This window comes from Azospirillum sp. 11R-A (assembly GCF_049472615.1).
Taxonomy (GTDB): Bacteria; Pseudomonadota; Alphaproteobacteria; order Azospirillales; family Azospirillaceae; genus Azospirillum; species Azospirillum palustre.
Genome location: NZ_JBCEBL010000005.1, coordinates 170972 through 187170, shown reverse-complemented (window position 1 = coordinate 187170; position 16199 = coordinate 170972). Strand labels below are relative to the sequence as shown.

General features: G+C 67.0%; 17 protein-coding genes. 14 read left to right on the top strand and 3 right to left on the bottom strand.

Annotated elements, in window-relative coordinates:
- The first annotated feature begins 232 nt into the window (after window positions 1-232).
- The 4 genes from VH569_RS10160 to VH569_RS10145 all read left to right on the top strand — a co-directional run bounded on the left by VH569_RS10160 (window position 233) and on the right by VH569_RS10145 (window position 2530).
- Window positions 233-1354: a transglycosylase SLT domain-containing protein gene (locus tag VH569_RS10160; protein WP_423315234.1), complete on the top strand. Its 1122-nt coding sequence runs from the start codon at window positions 233-235 to the stop codon at window positions 1352-1354.
- A gap of 155 nt (window positions 1355-1509) precedes the next feature.
- Window positions 1510-1728, top strand: coding sequence for a hypothetical protein (locus VH569_RS10155; protein ID WP_423315233.1), 219 nt, complete (start codon window positions 1510-1512; stop codon window positions 1726-1728).
- A gap of 74 nt (window positions 1729-1802) precedes the next feature.
- Window positions 1803-2099 (top strand): hypothetical protein, encoded by a 297-nt coding sequence (locus tag VH569_RS10150; RefSeq protein WP_423315232.1) that lies wholly within the window; start codon window positions 1803-1805, stop codon window positions 2097-2099.
- Window positions 2099-2530, top strand: a complete 432-nt coding sequence (locus VH569_RS10145) for a type II toxin-antitoxin system VapC family toxin (RefSeq protein WP_423315231.1) — start codon at window positions 2099-2101, stop codon at window positions 2528-2530. Before VH569_RS10150 ends, VH569_RS10145 begins: the two co-directional genes overlap by 1 nt.
- Window positions 2531-2595: 65 nt before the next feature.
- Here the strand turns inward: VH569_RS10145 and guaA are convergent, their stop codons facing one another.
- Together guaA and VH569_RS10135 are read right to left on the bottom strand one after the other, a co-directional pair.
- Window positions 2596-4164: a glutamine-hydrolyzing GMP synthase gene (gene guaA, locus VH569_RS10140; RefSeq protein ID WP_423315230.1), complete on the bottom strand. Its 1569-nt coding sequence runs from the start codon at window positions 4162-4164 to the stop codon at window positions 2596-2598.
- Window positions 4165-4201: 37 nt separating this feature from the next.
- A complete protein-coding gene (locus tag VH569_RS10135) occupies window positions 4202-4780 on the bottom strand; it encodes a GNAT family N-acetyltransferase (protein ID WP_423315229.1) in 579 nt (192 codons plus the stop codon).
- A gap of 304 nt (window positions 4781-5084) precedes the next feature.
- On the opposite strand from VH569_RS10135, the gene lptG reads away from it, so the two are divergent.
- The 3 genes from lptG (at window position 5085) to pdxA (ending at window position 8857) form a co-directional block, all read left to right on the top strand.
- Window positions 5085-6179, top strand: coding sequence for an LPS export ABC transporter permease LptG (lptG, locus tag VH569_RS10130; RefSeq protein ID WP_395458199.1), 1095 nt, complete (start codon window positions 5085-5087; stop codon window positions 6177-6179).
- 192 nt (window positions 6180-6371) lie between these two features.
- A complete protein-coding gene (locus VH569_RS10125; RefSeq protein WP_423315228.1) occupies window positions 6372-7832 on the top strand; it encodes a peptidylprolyl isomerase in 1461 nt (486 codons plus the stop codon).
- Complete coding sequence (gene pdxA, locus VH569_RS10120) at window positions 7829-8857, top strand: 4-hydroxythreonine-4-phosphate dehydrogenase PdxA (RefSeq protein ID WP_423315227.1); 1029 nt, start codon at window positions 7829-7831, stop codon at window positions 8855-8857. Before VH569_RS10125 ends, pdxA begins: the two co-directional genes overlap by 4 nt.
- Window positions 8858-8947: 90 nt before the next feature.
- Here pdxA and VH569_RS10115 read toward each other — a convergent pair whose 3' ends face one another.
- Complete coding sequence (locus VH569_RS10115) at window positions 8948-9550, bottom strand: NYN domain-containing protein (RefSeq protein ID WP_423315226.1); 603 nt, start codon at window positions 9548-9550, stop codon at window positions 8948-8950.
- Between the two features lie 305 nt (window positions 9551-9855).
- Between VH569_RS10115 and rpoZ the strand changes: the two genes are divergently transcribed.
- The 7 genes from rpoZ (at window position 9856) to rnc (ending at window position 16012) form a co-directional block, all read left to right on the top strand.
- Window positions 9856-10290, top strand: a complete 435-nt coding sequence (gene rpoZ, locus VH569_RS10110; protein ID WP_098740113.1) for a DNA-directed RNA polymerase subunit omega — start codon at window positions 9856-9858, stop codon at window positions 10288-10290.
- 154 nt (window positions 10291-10444) lie between these two features.
- The gene (locus VH569_RS10105; protein WP_423315225.1) at window positions 10445-12604 is read left to right on the top strand and encodes a RelA/SpoT family protein; all 2160 of its coding nucleotides are present in this window, start codon (window positions 10445-10447) and stop codon (window positions 12602-12604) included.
- 72 nt (window positions 12605-12676) lie between these two features.
- Window positions 12677-13057, top strand: coding sequence for a cytochrome c (locus tag VH569_RS10100; RefSeq protein WP_423315223.1), 381 nt, complete (start codon window positions 12677-12679; stop codon window positions 13055-13057).
- A gap of 179 nt (window positions 13058-13236) precedes the next feature.
- A complete protein-coding gene (locus VH569_RS10095; protein WP_423315222.1) occupies window positions 13237-13986 on the top strand; it encodes a pyridoxine 5'-phosphate synthase in 750 nt (249 codons plus the stop codon).
- Window positions 13983-14462 carry a holo-ACP synthase gene (acpS, locus tag VH569_RS10090; protein WP_098740109.1) on the top strand — a complete coding sequence of 160 codons (480 nt, stop codon included), beginning with the start codon at window positions 13983-13985 and terminating at the stop codon, window positions 14460-14462. The genes VH569_RS10095 and acpS overlap by 4 nt, the downstream gene beginning before the upstream one ends.
- Window positions 14459-15226, top strand: coding sequence for a signal peptidase I (gene lepB, locus VH569_RS10085; protein ID WP_109047425.1), 768 nt, complete (start codon window positions 14459-14461; stop codon window positions 15224-15226). The genes acpS and lepB overlap by 4 nt, the downstream gene beginning before the upstream one ends.
- Window positions 15227-16012: a ribonuclease III gene (gene rnc, locus VH569_RS10080; protein ID WP_109047426.1), complete on the top strand. Its 786-nt coding sequence runs from the start codon at window positions 15227-15229 to the stop codon at window positions 16010-16012.
- Window positions 16013-16199: the final 187 nt, after the last annotated feature.

Here is a 16199-nt window from a genome sequence, read left to right as displayed (position 1 = left end):
GCGCCTTGTGACTGCGTGGTGATGTCCGGATGGAGAGAGAAGATTGGCATAGGGACATTTGCCAAAAATCCTAATTGCCGACCTCTTCACAAGGGATAAATCGGGCATTTTTGAGGCATCTTCGGGACAGGATTCAAGAAACGGCCGTGATGTCGCTTGACAGGCGTGGGCTATACATTGAAAAGCGATCCATCTTTTGTCCCGCCTGCGCCAACAGCACGGAAATCCCCTCGTGGTCAAACGAAACCTCGCGACGATCCACGCCGCCGGAGCACTGCTGTGCCTTGCCCTCGGTCTGGCCGGCTGCGCCTCCGACGCGCCGCAGGTGCAGACGGCTCCGCCGGTCGAATCCGCTGCCTATGTCCCGGATCCGAACGATCCGCTGTCCCGCTGGGTCCCGCACATCCGCGAGGCCTCCCAGCGGTACGACATGCCGGAGAAATGGATCCGCGCGGTGATGATGCGCGAGAGCAATGGCCGGGCGACGACCAACAGCGGCAAGGTTCTGACCAGTTCCGCCGGGGCCATCGGCCTGATGCAGGTGATGCCCGGCACCTATGAGCTGATGCGGGCGAAGTATGGGCTAGGCTCCGATCCATCCGACCCGCACGAGAACATCATGGCCGGCACCGCGTATCTGCGCGAGATGTACGACCTGTTCGGCGCCCCCGGTTTCCTGGCCGCCTACAATTGCGGCCCGGCCTGCTACGCGCAGCATCTGGCCGGCAAGCAGCGGCTGCCGCGCGAGACGAAGATGTATCTGGCGGCGCTGACCCCGGTGCTGCGCGGCACCGGCCCGCGCGAACCGTCGCTGGCGGCCGGCGCCTCGGCCATCGAGGTCGCGGTGGTCCCGGACGACGCGCCGAAGCCGCGCGGCGGCCAGCCGTCGGCCACGGCCACGGCTCCGGCCCCGCAGCAGTCGGAGCCGGCGCCGGTCGTCGTCGCCTCCGCCGCTGTGGAAACCCGCGCTCCCGAATCGCGTGTGCCCGAATCCCGTGCCGTCGAGCCGCGGCGGATGGAGCCGCGCCCGGCCGAGCCGAAGGCCGTCGAACCGGCGCCCGCTCCGGTGGTGGTGGCGTCGCTGCCCGAACCGGCGCGCGCTCCTGTCCCGGCCCCCGCCCCCGCGGTGGCTCCGGCGAGGCCGGTGCAGGTCGCCAGCCTCGACCCGGCGCCCGCGACGACACACCGCGTCAGCCCGCAATTCACCACCCAGGTCGCCGAGGCGCTGCTGCCGCCGCAGTCGGTCGGCAAGGGCGAACGCGTGGTGATGCGCTTCGTTTCCCAGCGCGCCGACGGCTGCGGCAGCCTCGCCGGCCGCGACCGTGCCTGCGTCGCACTGGCCGACGTGCGTTGACGGGATAAGGCCGCACGGTCCCGTTCCCCTGCTGTCGGGGGGCGGGACCGTCGCTGTCTCCTTGCCCAGCTTGAGCGGAACTATTTTTTGCAGCCTTGCGGTCCGATTTGATCCGCATCACTTACGGATCGCCTCGCCACTGGCATAACGGTGGGATGGACCGGTTCGAACACACATCCAGCCCATACCCTCCCTGCGCCTGCTGCGGCGAAGAGGTGCTGCTCGGCGAACCCATGTACTGGACGCCGGAGCGTCCGGGCCGTGTCTGGCACGACCTGTGCGCGCAGAGGGAGGGACTGCTTCCGGCAGCCTCCAAGCCTGTCCGCGGCAAGCGGCGCGGCCCCAAGACGCGGACCGTCGAATCGCTGTTCTGAACAATGGGCGGCATGTCCCCTCGCTTGTTGAAAGCAACGGCACCAGCTAGATTTGTCTGAGCCAGGGGGTGACGATGACCGGTCCGCAGCACCGTACGACCCATGATGATGCGCCCACGCACACTGAGCGCTTGTCTCGCTTTCATGTGGTGGGGCGCGACAGCGATCGTGCTCTGATCCGTAAACTGGCCCGGCAATTGGCGGAGAACACGGCGGAGGCGGCGAGGCTGCGTGCCGTGGTCACCCGCTCGGTCGCCGGCGAGCCTCCATCGAAAGGCGGCATCCTGGCTGCGTTGCGGCGGTCTCCCCTGGTCGAGGCCGATCTGGACCTGAGTCGTCCTCAGGAAGGCGGACGCACTGTGGACCTCTGATGCGCTTTCTGCTCGACACCAACATAATCAGCAATATCGTCAAACCGACGCCGTCAGCGTCGTTGATGGCGTGGATGGCCGAGCAGAACGATGAGGATCTCTACATTTCCACGCTGACGGTCGCGGAGATTCGCCGCGGTATACTTCAGATGCCTGCCGGAAAGAGACGCGACCGTTTGGATGCTTGGTTTTCCGGACTTGAAGGGCCGCAATCGCTGTTTGCCGGCCGCATTCTGCCGTTCGACGAATCGGCTGCGCTGGTATGGGCGCGACTGATGGCTGAAGGGTCGGCCGCCGGTCGGCCCCGCAGCGCGTTGGATACCGTCATTGCGGCGGTCGCGGAAGCGAACGGCTGCATAACCGTTACCGACAATGAACGCGATTTTGCCGGGATCCAAATTCTCAATCCAATGAGAAACGGAGCCCGATGAAGGGCTGCCCGGACCGTCGATGTCCAGGCAGCCATTTCTTCAGTTCACAAGAATAAGGCGTCGCCTCATTCCCACTCGATGGTTCCCGGCGGCTTCGACGTGATGTCGTAGACGACGCGGTTGACGCCGCGGACCTCGTTGACGATGCGGTTGGACACGCGCGCCAGGAAGTCGTGGGGGAAGGGGTACCAGTCGGCGGTCATGCCGTCGGTGGAGGTCACCGCGCGCAGGGCCAGCACATGGTCGTAGGTGCGGCCGTCGCCCATCACGCCCACGGTGCGGACCGGCAGCAGCACGGCGAAGGCCTGCCAGATCGCGTCGTAGAGGCCGGCGTTGCGGATCTCCTCCAGATAGACCGTGTCGGCCTTGCGCAGGATCTCCAGCTTCTCCGGGGTGATCTCGCCGGGGATGCGGATGGCGAGGCCCGGGCCGGGGAAGGGATGGCGGCCGATGAAGGCCGGCGGAAGGCCGAGTTCGCGGCCGAGCGCGCGGACCTCGTCCTTGAACAGTTCGCGCAGCGGCTCGACCAGCTTCAGCTTCATCCGCTCCGGCAGGCCGCCGACATTGTGGTGCGACTTGATGGTGACCGACGGGCCGCCGGTGAAGGAAACGCTCTCGATCACGTCGGGGTAGAGCGTGCCCTGGGCCAGGAACTCCGCACCGCCGACCTTGGCGCTCTCCTCGTCGAAGACCTCGATGAACAGGCCGCCGATGATCTTGCGCTTCTGCTCCGGATCGGTGACGCCGGCCAGCTTGCCGAGGAACAGGTCGGCCGCCTCGCGGTGGACCAGCGGGATGTTGTAATGGTCGCGGAACAGCCGCACGACCTCTTCCGACTCGCCGGCGCGCATCAGGCCGGTATCGACGAAGATGCAGGTCAGCTGGTCGCCGATGGCCTCGTGGATCAGCACGGCCGCGACCGACGAATCGACGCCGCCCGACAGGCCGCAGATCACCTTGCCGGTGCCGACCTGGGCGCGGATCTTCTCGATCGCCTGCTGCTTGAAGGCGGCCATGGTCCAGTCGCCCTCGATGCCGGCGACGCGGTGGACGAAGTTCGCCAGCAGCTGGGCACCGTGCGGGGTGTGGACCACCTCCGGGTGGAACTGCACGCCGTACAGGCGGCGCTGGTCGTCGGCGATGGCGGCGAAGGGCGCGCCGTCGCTGACCGCCACGGCGCGGAAGCCGGGCGGCAGCGCGGTGACGCGGTCGCCGTGGCTCATCCACACCTGTTCCTTCGACCCGATGTCCCACAGCCCGTCGAACAGGGCGCAGGGCTCCTTGATCTCGATGAAGGCGCGGCCGAACTCGCGGTGGTCGGAGCCGGACACGGTGCCGCCCAGCTGGTGGCACATGGTCTGCTGGCCGTAGCAGATGCCGAGAACCGGAACCTTAAGGTCGAACACCGCCTGCGGCGCGCGCGGGCCGTTCGCCTCGGTGACGGAGGCCGGGCTGCCCGACAGGATGATCGCCTTCGGGTCATATTCGCGGATGCGCTCGTCGCTCATGCCGAAGGGGTGGATTTCGCAATAGACACCGCTCTCGCGCACACGGCGGGCGATGAGCTGGGTCACCTGCGACCCGAAATCGAGAATGAGAACGCGTTCGGCGGAAAGGGAGGCGGCGCTGGACATCGGCGAATCCTGATGCGTGGGGACTCAAGTCCCCTCACTACCGCACCTCCGGCCCCGCCGACAAGCGTGCAAGCGGCGTCAGGTCGCGCCAGCCATAGGCAATTTCCACCAGATCGCTGTTGGCGAAGCGGATCGGCCGTTCCGCCACCTTGATCCCGCCCAACCTTTCATAGAACCAGCGCGACGGGTTGTCGCGCAGGCACCAGACCGCCGCGGAGCGGATGCCGGCGGCCAGGAAACAGTCGGCCATCGCCGCCATCAGCCGCCGCCCGATGCCGTAACCCTTTGCGTCGTCTAGCAAATAAAGCGCGTGGAACTCGCCCGCATGCCCCTCCACCGTGACCCGCCGCGTGCCGAAGGAAGCGATGCCGACGATGGTGCCGGGACCGGCGATCCGGCCGGTGACATCCACCGCGACGAAGGCGCCCTGGCCGGGGCCGCGCGTCTCGGCGATGGCTGCCCAGCGCTGGGCGGCGGGCGGCTCGGACAGGTTGACCAGGAACTGCGCCGGGATCAGCCCGGGATAGGTGGAGCGCCAGCTTTGCACATGGACGCGGGCCATGCCGGCGGCGTCCGACCCGCGCGCCTGGCGGATTGCGACCGTGGTGTCCGTCATCGACCGACCCTCCCGTGCAGCCTCTCTCCAACAGTTTGGAGTGCCGGTGCAGGAAGTCCAGACGGAAAAGGAGGGAGACGCACGACACCGTCGATAGGCTTGCGGGCGGCCCGGCCCCGGCACCCGCTGCGGCCCCCGCCTCGGCTTCGGCCTCGGCTTCGGTTGTCATCGCGGCGCAACAGAGGTAAACAGCGGGACTTGTTCCGGCGGGGGCCCGCACCGATCCTTATCGGGCGGGGCCGCGCCAGTCCGTCCCAGGCGCCATGGCGGCGCCGCGGGCGGGGCTCCGGAGACCGGACACCGCATGTATTCCTCGCCTACGCTTTCCCGCTACATCGGGCGGCAGTTCGTCGTGTGGTTCTGCCTGCTGATGGTGATCCTGCTCGCCATCGTGCTGCTGCTGGACACGGTGGAGCTTCTGCGCCGTGCCGGCACCAAGCCCCACGTCACCTTCGGGCTGGTGGTGCGGATGGCGCTGCTGAAGCTGCCGGAGATCGGGCAGCAGATCTTCCCCTTCGTCATCCTGTTCGCGGGCATGTTCACCTTCTGGCGGCTGACGCGCAGCGCCGAGCTGGTGGTGGCCCGCGCCGTCGGCGTGTCGGCCTGGCAGTTCCTGATGCCGGTGATGTTCGCCGCCGCCGCCATCGGCGTGGTGAAAGTGACGCTGATCAACCCGGTCGGCGCCGTGTTCATCGCCAAGTACGAGCAGTTGCAGGACCGCTATCTCAAGCTCCAGTCCAGCACGCTCAACATTTCGCGCTCCGGCCTGTGGCTGCGCCAGACCAACGAGAACGAGCAGTTCTTCATCCATTCGGAGCTGGTGAACCCGGTGACCTTCGAGCTGTCGAACGTCAGCGTCTTCCTGTTCGACGCCGACCAGACCTATCTGGGCCGCGTCGATGCGCCCAGCGCCGTGCTGAAGGACCGCAAGTGGGAATTGCAGGAGGCGATCCTGAACCGGGCCAAGAAGGACCCGGAGAAACTGGACAGCTACACCATCCCGACCGAGCTGGACATGGCGACCATCGAGGAGAGCTTCGCCCCGCCGGAGACCATCTCCTTCTGGGAGCTGCCGCGCTTCATCCACACGTTGGAGACCACCGGTTTCCCGGCCGTGCGCCACCGGCTGCATTACCAGTCGCTGCTGGCCCAGCCCTTCCTGTTCCTGGCGATGGTGCTGTTCGCCGCCGCCTTCTCGCTGCGGCTGCCGCGCCGCGGCGGCACCATGGCGATGGTCACCGGCGGCGTGCTGACCGGCTTCGTGCTGTTCGTGATGACCGACGTGGTCCGCACCTTCGGCATGTCGGAAACCATTCCCATCCTCATGGCCGCCTGGAGTCCCGCCGGCATCAGCCTGCTGCTGGGCATCGCCGCCCTTCTGCATCTGGAAGACGGTTGACGGGACGGCTGCCGGGAAGGGGCACCGGGAAGGGACGGGGGTGGGACCATTCGCCGCAAAGCGGGCGGTTATCGCCATCGGTCATAATTCCGCCCACTTGGTTTAGCACTGGATTGCAGGGGCCGATTCCGTTTGCCAGGGGCACCGGCCCCACCGTAATAACGGGCGACCCGTTTTTGGAGCTTGAGCAGCATGTCGAGTTTGCGAGCCGTCCGGACCACCGTCGCCGTGGCGACCGCCTGTGCGCTTCTGGCCATGCCCGCCGTGGCGCAGTCCAGCAAGGCTGCCGCCGGCGCCGCCGCGCCGCGGACGGGGGACGAGAGCACGCGTCAGGCCCGCGCGCCGGGGTCGGAAGGCATCGCTGCGGTGGTGAATGACGAGGTCGTTTCGGTTTCGGACGTCAATGCCCGCATCCGCATGGCGCTGCTGAACGCCGGTGCCGCCGCCAACCCGGAGACGACCAAGCGGCTGATGCCGCAGGTGATGCGCCTGCTGATCGACGAGCGCCTGCAGATGCAGGAGGCCAAGCGCCAGGGCGTCACCGTGTCGGCGTCGGAGATCGACGATGCCGTCAAGCGCATCGCCGAGCAGAACCGGATGAACGGCCAGCAGCTTCAGGAGATGCTGAAGCGCCAGAACGTGCCCTATTCCACCCTGAAGGATCAGATCCGCGCGCTGCTCGCCTGGCAGAAGGTGATGCAGCGCCGCATCCGCCAGGAGGTCGTGGTCGGCGAGGACGAGGTCGATGCCGCGATGGAGCGGTTGAAGGCCAACATCGGCAAGCCCGAATATCTGGTCGCCGAGATCTTCCTGGCGGTGGACAGTCCCGACCAGGACGACGAGGTGCGCCGCAACGCCGAGCGTCTGGTGGAGGAGGTGAAGCGCGGCGGCAATTTCGCGGCGCTCGCCCGCCAGTTCTCGCAGTCCGCCGGTGCCGCGTCGGGCGGCGACCTGGGCTGGGTGCGTAGCGGCGAGCTGTCGCCGGAGGTGGACAAGGCGCTGTCTGGCATGCGCGGCGGCCAGCTGTCGTCGCCGGTCCGCACGGCGACCGGCTACCACATCATGCTGGTGCGCGGCCAGCGGCCGTTCGGCAGCAGCGGCGGCGAGACGCCGATGCCGGTCGCCCGGCCGGCCGCACCCCGTCCGCAGCCGCGGCCGGACGTGGCCAAGGCCACGGTCAACATGAAGCAGATCATTCTCCCGATCGAGTCGAAGGAGCAGGCCAAGTCCGTCAAGGAACAGGCTGAAAAGCTGCGCAAGTCGATCAAGAGCTGCTCCGATTTCCAGGCCCGCGCCAGGGAGACCGGCATGCCGGAATCGGGCGACATGGGCACCATGCGGGTCAAGGACATGGCCCCCGGCCTGCAGAACCTCGCACTCGGCATCCCGCTCGGCCAGGCCAGCCCGGTGCTGATGAGCCCGGCCGCCGCGGTGATCCTGATCGTCTGCAAGCGCGACATGCCGATGATCCAGCCGCCGCCGGAAGCCCAGCCGGCCCCGCCGCCGCCGCCGGCCCCGACTCCCATCCAGGAGGCCAAGCTGCCCGGCCGCGACGAGATCGAGCGCGAACTGGTCAGCGAACGGGCGGAACTGCTGTCGCGCCGCTACCTGCGCGACCTGCGCCGCACCGCCTTCATCGAGACCCGCCTGTGACCGCCGCCCCGCCGAACGACCTGCCGCTGGCCCTGACCATGGGGGAGCCGGCCGGCGTCGGCGGGGAGATCGGCTTGAAAGCGTGGCTGGCCCGCGACGAGGCCGGCCTGCGACCCTTCGTCATTCTGGACGACCCCGCGAGGCTGGCCGCGCTGGCGGCCTCGCTCGGGCTGCCGGTGCCGGTGCAGGCCGTCTCGTCTCCGCAGGAGGGGGCGGCGCTGTTCGGCCGCGCCCTGCCGGTGCTGCCGGTCGCGCTCGGCAACCCGGTTGTCGCCGGCCGGCCCGATCCGGCCAACGGTGCCGCGGTGATCGCCAGCATCGACCGTGCCGTGGCGCTGGTGCAGGCTGGGCAGGCCGCGGCCGTGGTCACCAACCCGATCCAGAAATCGTCGCTCTATGCCGCCGGTTTCCGCCATCCCGGCCACACCGAATATCTGGCCCACCTCGCCGGACTGGCCGACGAGCCGATCATGATGCTGGCGGCGGCCGATCTGCGGGTGGTGCCGGTGACCATCCATGTGTCGGTGCGCGACGCGGTGAACCAGCTGACCACCGAAGCCATCGTCCATGCCGGGCGGGTCACCGCGGCGTCGCTGGCGCGCGACTTCGGCATCGACCGTCCGCGGCTGGCCGTCGCCGGACTGAACCCGCATGCGGGGGAGGGCGGGGCGATGGGTCGCGAGGAGATCGACATCATCGAGCCCGCCATCCGGACGCTGCGCGCCGACGGCATCGATGTGTCCGGGCCGCGCCCGCCCGACACCATGTTCCATGCCGCCGCGCGGCGCGGCTATGACGCGGCGCTGTGCATGTACCACGACCAGGCGCTGATCCCGGTGAAGACGGTGGATTTCGACGGCGGCGTGAACATCACGCTGGGGCTGCCCTTCGTCCGCACCTCTCCCGACCATGGGACGGCGCTGGACATCGCCGGCACCGGCAAGGCCAACGCGACCAGCCTGATCGCGGCGCTGAAGACGGCCGACCGGATGGCGCGGAACCGGCAACGGACAGCCGGTCCTTAAGGCCGCAGTACGGAAGTCCCCGAACGAAAAAGGAGCGCCGAGTGCGCTCCTTTTTTCATGTCTGCCAACGCTGCTTTTCGACCCGAAGGATCAGCCCCGGTCGTCGGGGTCGTACATGGTCGGGCCGCCCTGCTGGTCGTGGTGGGAGGGCATCTGATCGCGGTGATGGTGGGTGCGGGCGATGAAGGGCGCCAGCTCCTGCAACTCGATGAAATTGTCGGCCTGCCGGCGCAACTCGTCGGCGACCATCGGCGGCTGCGAGCGGACGGTGCTGACGACGCTGAAGCGGACGCCCTTGCGCTGCACGGCCTCCACCAGCCGGCGGAAGTCGCCGTCGCCGGAAAAGAGCAGGATGTGGTCGACATGATCGGCCATCTCCATCACGTCGATGGCCAGCTCTATGTCCATGTTGCCCTTGATCTTGCGCCGGCCCGATGCGTCGGTGAACTCCTTGGTCGGCTTGGTCACCATGGTGTAGCCGTTATAGTCCAGCCAATCGACCAGCGGACGGATCGGGGAGTATTCCTGATCTTCGACGAGGGCGGTGTAATAGAAGGCGCGCACAAGCCGGCCCTCCCCGGCGAAGCCGTCACGCAACCTTTTGTAATCAATATCGAAGCCAAGTGAACGTGCTGCGGCGTAGAGGTTGGCGCCATCGATGAAAAGTGCGAGACGCTCTTCCTTGTAAAACAACTTGCTGACATCACGCGGCAAAGTCGAATTGCGGTCCAATGCCTGGATCCTTTCATCGCTGCTTGTTGAAAATGTATTGGAACATGCGCAAAAGCTCGCGTTCCAATTTTGAAATCTAGTGTATTGTGGGCAAACATACAAGAGGCAGGGATTGCCTACTGTCTCCGGTCGTCAGGCCGATGGATATTGAGCTTGGACAGGGGTGTTCCCCCGACGCAATGCAGCAGCGCTGTCGTTCGCGCTTGCACCTATCGGACCACATCCATATAGTCTAGAGCCTCCTATGAATCCGGAGTTCGTCTGGCATGGCCCGCGTTACCGTTGAAGATTGCGTCCTGAAGGTTCCGAACCGTTTCGAGCTGGTCATGATGGCTGCCCAGCGCGCCCGCGAAGTCGCGAGCGGCGCCCCGCTGTCGATCGACCGCGACAACGACAAGAATCCGGTCGTGGCGCTCCGCGAGATCGCGGACGAGACGGTGTCGCTGGAGTATCTGAAGAACGCCCTGATCAAGGGCCACCAGAAGCATGTCGAGCCGGACGAGCCCGAGGAAGAGATCGTCGAGCTGATGGCCGGCGAGAATGACTGGGCCGCCCGCGGCAACAACTCGCTGGGCGACGAAGACGGCATGAGCGAGAGCGACGGCGAAGAGTTGACCGAGGAGGACGACGTCGCCGCCGACATGGATGCGGAGCCGGGCGCCGGTTTCGCCATGACCGAGGATCCCGACGGAGACCTCTGATCCTGGACAACGACCGCAGGACCCGGAGGGGGCGCAACGCCCCCTCGCTGAACGGAAGGGTGGGGGGCATCCTGCTCCCCGTCGGTTCGAACGGAACCGCCCTGAGAAACGTCACGAACACATTTGAGGCGCCGCGTGCGCCGGGTCGGGCCGCATGATCCGGCAGTACGAACTTGTCGAGCGCGTCAAGGCGTATGATCCCTCGGCCGACGAGGATCTGCTCAACCGCGCCTACGTCTTCTCGATGAAGGCGCACGGGTCGCAGACGCGCGCGTCCGGCGATCCCTACTTCCTCCACCCGCTGGAGGTCGCCGGCATCCTCACCCAGATGAAGCTGGACGCCGGCACCATCGCCACGGCGCTGCTTCACGACACGGTCGAGGACACCGTCGCCACGCTCGAGGACATCGAGCGGGTTTTCGGCAAGGAAATCGCGCGTCTGGTCGACGGCGTCACCAAGCTGTCGCGGCTGGAGTTGAACAGCGAGCAGGCCAAGCAGGCGGAGAATTTCCGCAAGCTGGTCATCGCCATGTCGGAGGACATCCGCGTCCTCCTGGTGAAGCTGGCCGACCGGCTTCACAACATGCGCACGCTGTTCCACCTGAAGAAGCCGGAAAAGCGCCGCCGCATCGCCCGCGAGACCATCGAGATCTACTCGCCCCTGGCCGAACGCATCGGCATGCACAAGATCAAGGACGAGCTGGACGATCTTGCCTTCGCGGAACTGAACCCCGACGCGCGCGACAGCATCCTGGCCCAGCTGGCCCGCCTGCGCAGCGAGGGCGAGAACCGCGTCCAGACCATCATCACCGAGCTGCGTGAGCTGCTGGCCTCCGAAGGCCTGCCCGACGTGTCGGTGTCGGGGCGCGAGAAGTCGGCCTATTCGATCTGGCGCAAGCTCCAGCGCAAGAATGTCAGCTTCGAACAGCTGTCCGACATCATGGCCTTCCGCATCACGGTCGGCTCGGTCGGGGAATGCTATCAGGCGCTGGGCATCGTGCACGCCCATTATCCGGTCGTGCCGGGGCGCTTCAAGGACTACATCTCCACGCCCAAGCCCAACGGCTACCGCAGCCTGCACACCGGCGTGATCGGTCCCGGCCGCAACCGGATCGAGGTGCAGATCCGCACCCAGGACATGCACGAGATCGCCGAGCTGGGCGTGGCCGCCCACTGGGCCTACAAGCAGGACCACCAGCCGCGCCCGAACGGCGGCGAATATCGCTGGCTGCGCGAGCTGCTGGACATCCTGGAGCATGCGCAGAAGCCGGAAGAGTTCCTGGAGCACACCAAGCTGGAGCTGTTCCAGGACCAGGTGTTCTGCTTCACGCCGAAGGGCGACCTGATCGCGCTGCCGCGCGGGGCGACGCCGGTCGACTTCGCCTATGCCGTCCATTCGCAGGTCGGCGACCATTGCGTCGGGGCGAAGATCAACGGCCGCATGCTGCCGCTGCGCACCCAGCTGCAGAACGGCGATCAGGTCGACATCGTCACGTCGAAGGCGCAGACGCCGGTTCCGGGCTGGGAGCGCTTCGTCGTCACCGGCAAGGCGCGCGCCCGCATCCGCAAGTTCCTGCGCACCCAGCAGCGCGCCCAGTATATGGAACTGGGCCGCGGCATGCTGATGCGGCAGTTCAAGTCGGAAGGCTACGAGTTCACCGAAAAGGCGCTGGAAGCCGCCACCAAGATCTTCCAGCAGCCGACGGTGGACGACCTGATGGCCGGTGTCGGCTCCGGCCTGCATTCGGTCCGCGAAGTCTTCCACGCCGTCTTCCCCGGCCACAAGGCCCAGGCCGCCCCCGCCGTCCGCGAACTGGAAGAGAGCGCGCCGAAGCCCAAGGCCAAGGCCCGCAAGGAATCGGCGCTGCCGATCCGCGGGCTGATCCCGGGCATGGCGGTCCATTACGCCCGCTGCTGCCACCCGCTGCCGGGCGACCGCATCGTCGGCATCGTCACCACCGGCAAGGGCGTGACGATCCACACCATCGACTGCGAAACGCTGGAAAGCTTCCATGAATCGCCGGAACGCTGGATCGACGTGTCGTGGGAGACCGGCCCGGATTCGCCGGAGGAGCATGTCGGCCGCGTCAGCGTCGTCATCGCCAATGAACAGGGCTCGCTCGGCACGCTGTTCACGGTGATCGGCAAGAACCAGGGCAACGTCATCCATCAGAAGATCACGAACCGCAGCACCGATTATTTCGAGCTGCTGATCGACATCGATGTGAAGGATGCCAAGCACCTTACCAACATCATGGCCGCCCTGCGCGCCACCCCGGCCATCCATTCGGTGGAGCGTGCGCGGGGGCGGTGACGCTCCCGCCGGCACGCAACAGGGTCGCAACGCCAGGACGCCCTATGATGTTGCGCGATGGGAGAACAGGACATGCGGCTCGATAGGCTGCTCCTGCGGTTTTCGGTTGCCGTCTTATGCTTGACGCCGCTTCATGGTGCCCACGCGGACAATGGGGAAAAGTTGTTCGTGGAGAGATGCGCCATGTGCCATGGGGCGGATGCGAAGGGCTCGGGCCCGCTGGCGCGCAAGAGCAACCCTCCGACCCCCGATCTGACGACGGCGGCCTTCCGGAAGCGCTTGGCCGACTATCCCGGCGTCATCGTGACGTCGGTCATCCTGCGGCCAAACGGGGATCTGATCCCGAGAACGTTGAAGGAAAACGGCTACCGGCTTCCGCCGCACGCCTGGACCGTCAAGGATTTCCGCGATCTGAACGAGTATCTGAGCGGCGTGATCCACAGGTCGAACTAAGGAAAATCCGCCGGGATCGCCGGTCCGGCCATTCGGGCGGGCGGGGGGCGGAGACGGTAAATTCCCTGTCATCCGCGATTGCGTCGGTCGGTTCGGCGTGACGGATGGCGGACGCACCGCTATATAGACGGAATCGCCCCCGCCCGTTCCGGCGGGCGGCGGCGCTTTGGAGTCCTTGCATGTCCCGTATTCTCCGCCTCGGCGTGAACATCGACCATGTGGCGACCGTCCGCAATGCACGCGGCGGGGCCCATCCCGATCCGGTGCGCGCGGCGAAGCTGGCCATCGAGGCCGGGGCCGACGGGATCACCGCCCATCTGCGCGAGGACCGCCGCCACATCGTGGATCGCGACATCGAACGGCTGATGGCCGAGATCGACCGTCCGCTGAACTTCGAGATGGCGGCGACCGGCGAGATGCTGGGCATCGCCCTGCGCCACAAGCCGCACGCCGCCTGCCTCGTCCCGGAAAAGCGCACCGAGGTGACGACCGAAGGCGGTCTGGACGTGATCGGCCAGTACGACCATCTGGTCCGTCCGGTCGGCGAGCTGGGCGCCGCCGGCATCCGTGTCTCGCTGTTCATCGATCCGGAGCCGGCGCAGCTCGACGCCGCCAGGCGCCTCGGCGCCCCGGTGGTGGAACTGCACACCGGCGCCTATTGCGATGCCCACAGCCCTGCCGAGCGCGAGGCGGAACTGGCGCGCATCGTCCGCGCCGCCGCCCATGCCGAGGCGATCGGGCTGGAGTGCCATGCCGGCCACGGCCTGAGCTACGACACCGTCGGCCCCGTGGCGGCGATCCAGACCATCGTCGAACTGAACATCGGCCATTTCCTGATCGGCGAGGCGATCTTCGTCGGCCTGACCAACTCCATCGCCCGCATGCGCAAGGCCATGGACAGGGCGCGCGCCGCCGGAATGCCGGCATGACGATGTCCGGCACCATCCTCGGCATCGGCAACGACCTGATCGACATCCGGCGGGTCGAGAAGTCGCTGGAGCGCTTCGGACAGCGTTTCATCGACCGCATCTTCACCGATGTCGAGCAGGCCAAGTCCGAACGCCGCGCCGGTTCCGCCGCAAAGAACAACGCGCGGGCCTCCACCTACGCCAAGCGCTTCGCCGCCAAGGAGGCCTGCTCCAAGGCGCTGGGCACCGGTTTCCGCGACGGCGTGTTCTGGCGCGACATGGGGGTGGTCAACCTGCCGTCCGGCCAGCCGACGATGCGGTTGACCGGCGGCGCGCTGGCCCGGCTGGAGGCGATCACGCCGCCGGGCATGCGCGCGAAAATCCATGTGACGCTGACCGACGAATACCCGATGGCGGAAGCGTTTGTCGTCATCAGCGCCGAACCCATCCAGTCCGAAATGCCCGAAACGCCCACCGAAACGGCGACCCCAGAATGACCTTTCAGAAAGAAACGGCGCCCACCGCCAAAGCCAAGGAATCCGGGTTCGCCGAAACCGTCAAGACGGTGATCTTCGCCGTGCTGATCGCCTTCGGCGTGCGGACCTTCGCCTTCGAGCCGTTCAACATCCCGTCGGGCTCGATGATCCCGACCCTGCTGATCGGCGATTACCTGTTCGTGTCGAAGTTCAGCTACGGCTACAGCAAATACACCGTCGGCTTCGGCCTGCCGCTGTTCGAGGGCCGCATCCTCGGCTCCGAGCCGGAGCGGGGCGACGTGGCGGTGTTCAAGCTGCCGCGCGACAACAAGACCGACTACATCAAGCGGGTGATCGGCCTGCCGGGCGACACCGTCCAGATGATCGGCGGCATCCTGCACATCAACGGCCAGCCGGTGAAGCGGGAGCGGATCGAGGATTACGTGACCACGGATTCGCTGGGCCGCAGCATCCGCACGGCGCAGTTCATCGAAACGCTGCCCAACGGCCGCACCCACCGCATCATCGAGGAATCGGACAACGGTCCGCTCGACAACACGCCGGTGTTCAAGGTGCCGCCCGGCCATCTCTTCATGATGGGCGACAACCGCGACAACTCGCTCGACAGCCGCGTGCCGTCGCAGGTCGGGTTCGTTCCCATCGAGAACATGGTCGGCCGCGCCGAATTCCTGTTCTTCTCGCTCGACGAAGGCACGCGCTTCTACGAAATCTGGCGCTGGCCGGTCGATCTGCGCTTCAGCCGTCTGTTCAACGGAGTCCGGTAAGTGTCCACCGTCACCAAGGCGCCCGCCGATCTGGGCGCCGGCTCCGACATCCAGCCCGATGGCGCCGCCCGGTCCGCGGACGTCGCCAGCCTTGCGCAGGCGCTGGGTTATGAGTTTTCCGACCCGTCGCTCCTGCACGATGCCGTCACCCACCCCAGCCTGATGGGTCTGGAACGGACCGGCCGCAAGGGGCACAAGGGGCCGGGCATCGCCTATGAGCGGCTGGAGTTCCTGGGCGACCGCGTCGTCGGGCTGGTCGTCGCGCAATGGCTGCTGGAACGCTATCCGAACGAGCGCGAGGGCGCGCTGGCCAAGCGGCATGCCGCGCTGGTTCGCCGGGAATCGCTGGGCCGCGTCGCCGACGCCATCGGGCTGGGCGCCTATCTGCGCCTGTCGCCGGCGGAAGCGCAGAGCGGCGGGCGGGAGAACCGCACCATCCTGGGCGACGCCTGCGAGGCGGTGCTGGGCGCCATGTATCTCGATGGCGGGCTGGAGCCGGTGACGCGCTTCGTCCGGCAGGCGCTGGCCGGCGAGATCGACAAGGCGACGCCGCCGCCGCTGGACAGCAAGACGACGTTGCAGGAATGGGCGCAGGGCCGCGGCAAGCCGCTGCCCCGCTATGAACTGATCGAACGCAGCGGCCCGGCGCACGAGCCGCTGTTCGTGGTTGCGGTGCATGTCGAGGGCATGGATCCGGTCTCCGGCTCCGGTTCCTCCAAGCGCATCGCGGAAAAGAAGGCGGCCAGCGCATTGCTGCGCCAGGTGGGAGTGCAAGTCGATGACTGACGGTCGCGACGACATCGACAAGACGAAGATCCAGCCCGGTTCCGAAGCTGCGGAGCCGACTCCGGAGCCCGTGCCGGACGACGAGGCGCTCGAGGGCGCCGACCTCGAGGGCGGGGACGCCGCGGAGGGTGCCGCAGAGGACGTTGAGGGGGACGCCGAAGAGGGCGACTTCGACGACGAAGAGGAC

Coding starts and splice junctions, on each gene's coding strand:
- VH569_RS10155 (WP_423315233.1), top strand. CDS start 1,510: ATGGACCGGTTCGAACACACATCCAGCCCATACCCTCCCTGCGCCTGC.
- VH569_RS10150 (WP_423315232.1), top strand. CDS start 1,803: ATGACCGGTCCGCAGCACCGTACGACCCATGATGATGCGCCCACGCAC.
- VH569_RS10145 (WP_423315231.1), top strand. CDS start 2,099: ATGCGCTTTCTGCTCGACACCAACATAATCAGCAATATCGTCAAACCG.
- guaA (WP_423315230.1), bottom strand. CDS start 4,164: ATGTCCAGCGCCGCCTCCCTTTCCGCCGAACGCGTTCTCATTCTCGAT.
- VH569_RS10135 (WP_423315229.1), bottom strand. CDS start 4,780: ATGACGGACACCACGGTCGCAATCCGCCAGGCGCGCGGGTCGGACGCC.
- lptG (WP_395458199.1), top strand. CDS start 5,085: ATGTATTCCTCGCCTACGCTTTCCCGCTACATCGGGCGGCAGTTCGTC.
- VH569_RS10125 (WP_423315228.1), top strand. CDS start 6,372: ATGTCGAGTTTGCGAGCCGTCCGGACCACCGTCGCCGTGGCGACCGCC.
- rpoZ (WP_098740113.1), top strand. CDS start 9,856: ATGGCCCGCGTTACCGTTGAAGATTGCGTCCTGAAGGTTCCGAACCGT.
- VH569_RS10105 (WP_423315225.1), top strand. CDS start 10,445: ATGATCCGGCAGTACGAACTTGTCGAGCGCGTCAAGGCGTATGATCCC.
- VH569_RS10100 (WP_423315223.1), top strand. CDS start 12,677: ATGCGGCTCGATAGGCTGCTCCTGCGGTTTTCGGTTGCCGTCTTATGC.
- VH569_RS10095 (WP_423315222.1), top strand. CDS start 13,237: ATGTCCCGTATTCTCCGCCTCGGCGTGAACATCGACCATGTGGCGACC.
- acpS (WP_098740109.1), top strand. CDS start 13,983: ATGACGATGTCCGGCACCATCCTCGGCATCGGCAACGACCTGATCGAC.
- lepB (WP_109047425.1), top strand. CDS start 14,459: ATGACCTTTCAGAAAGAAACGGCGCCCACCGCCAAAGCCAAGGAATCC.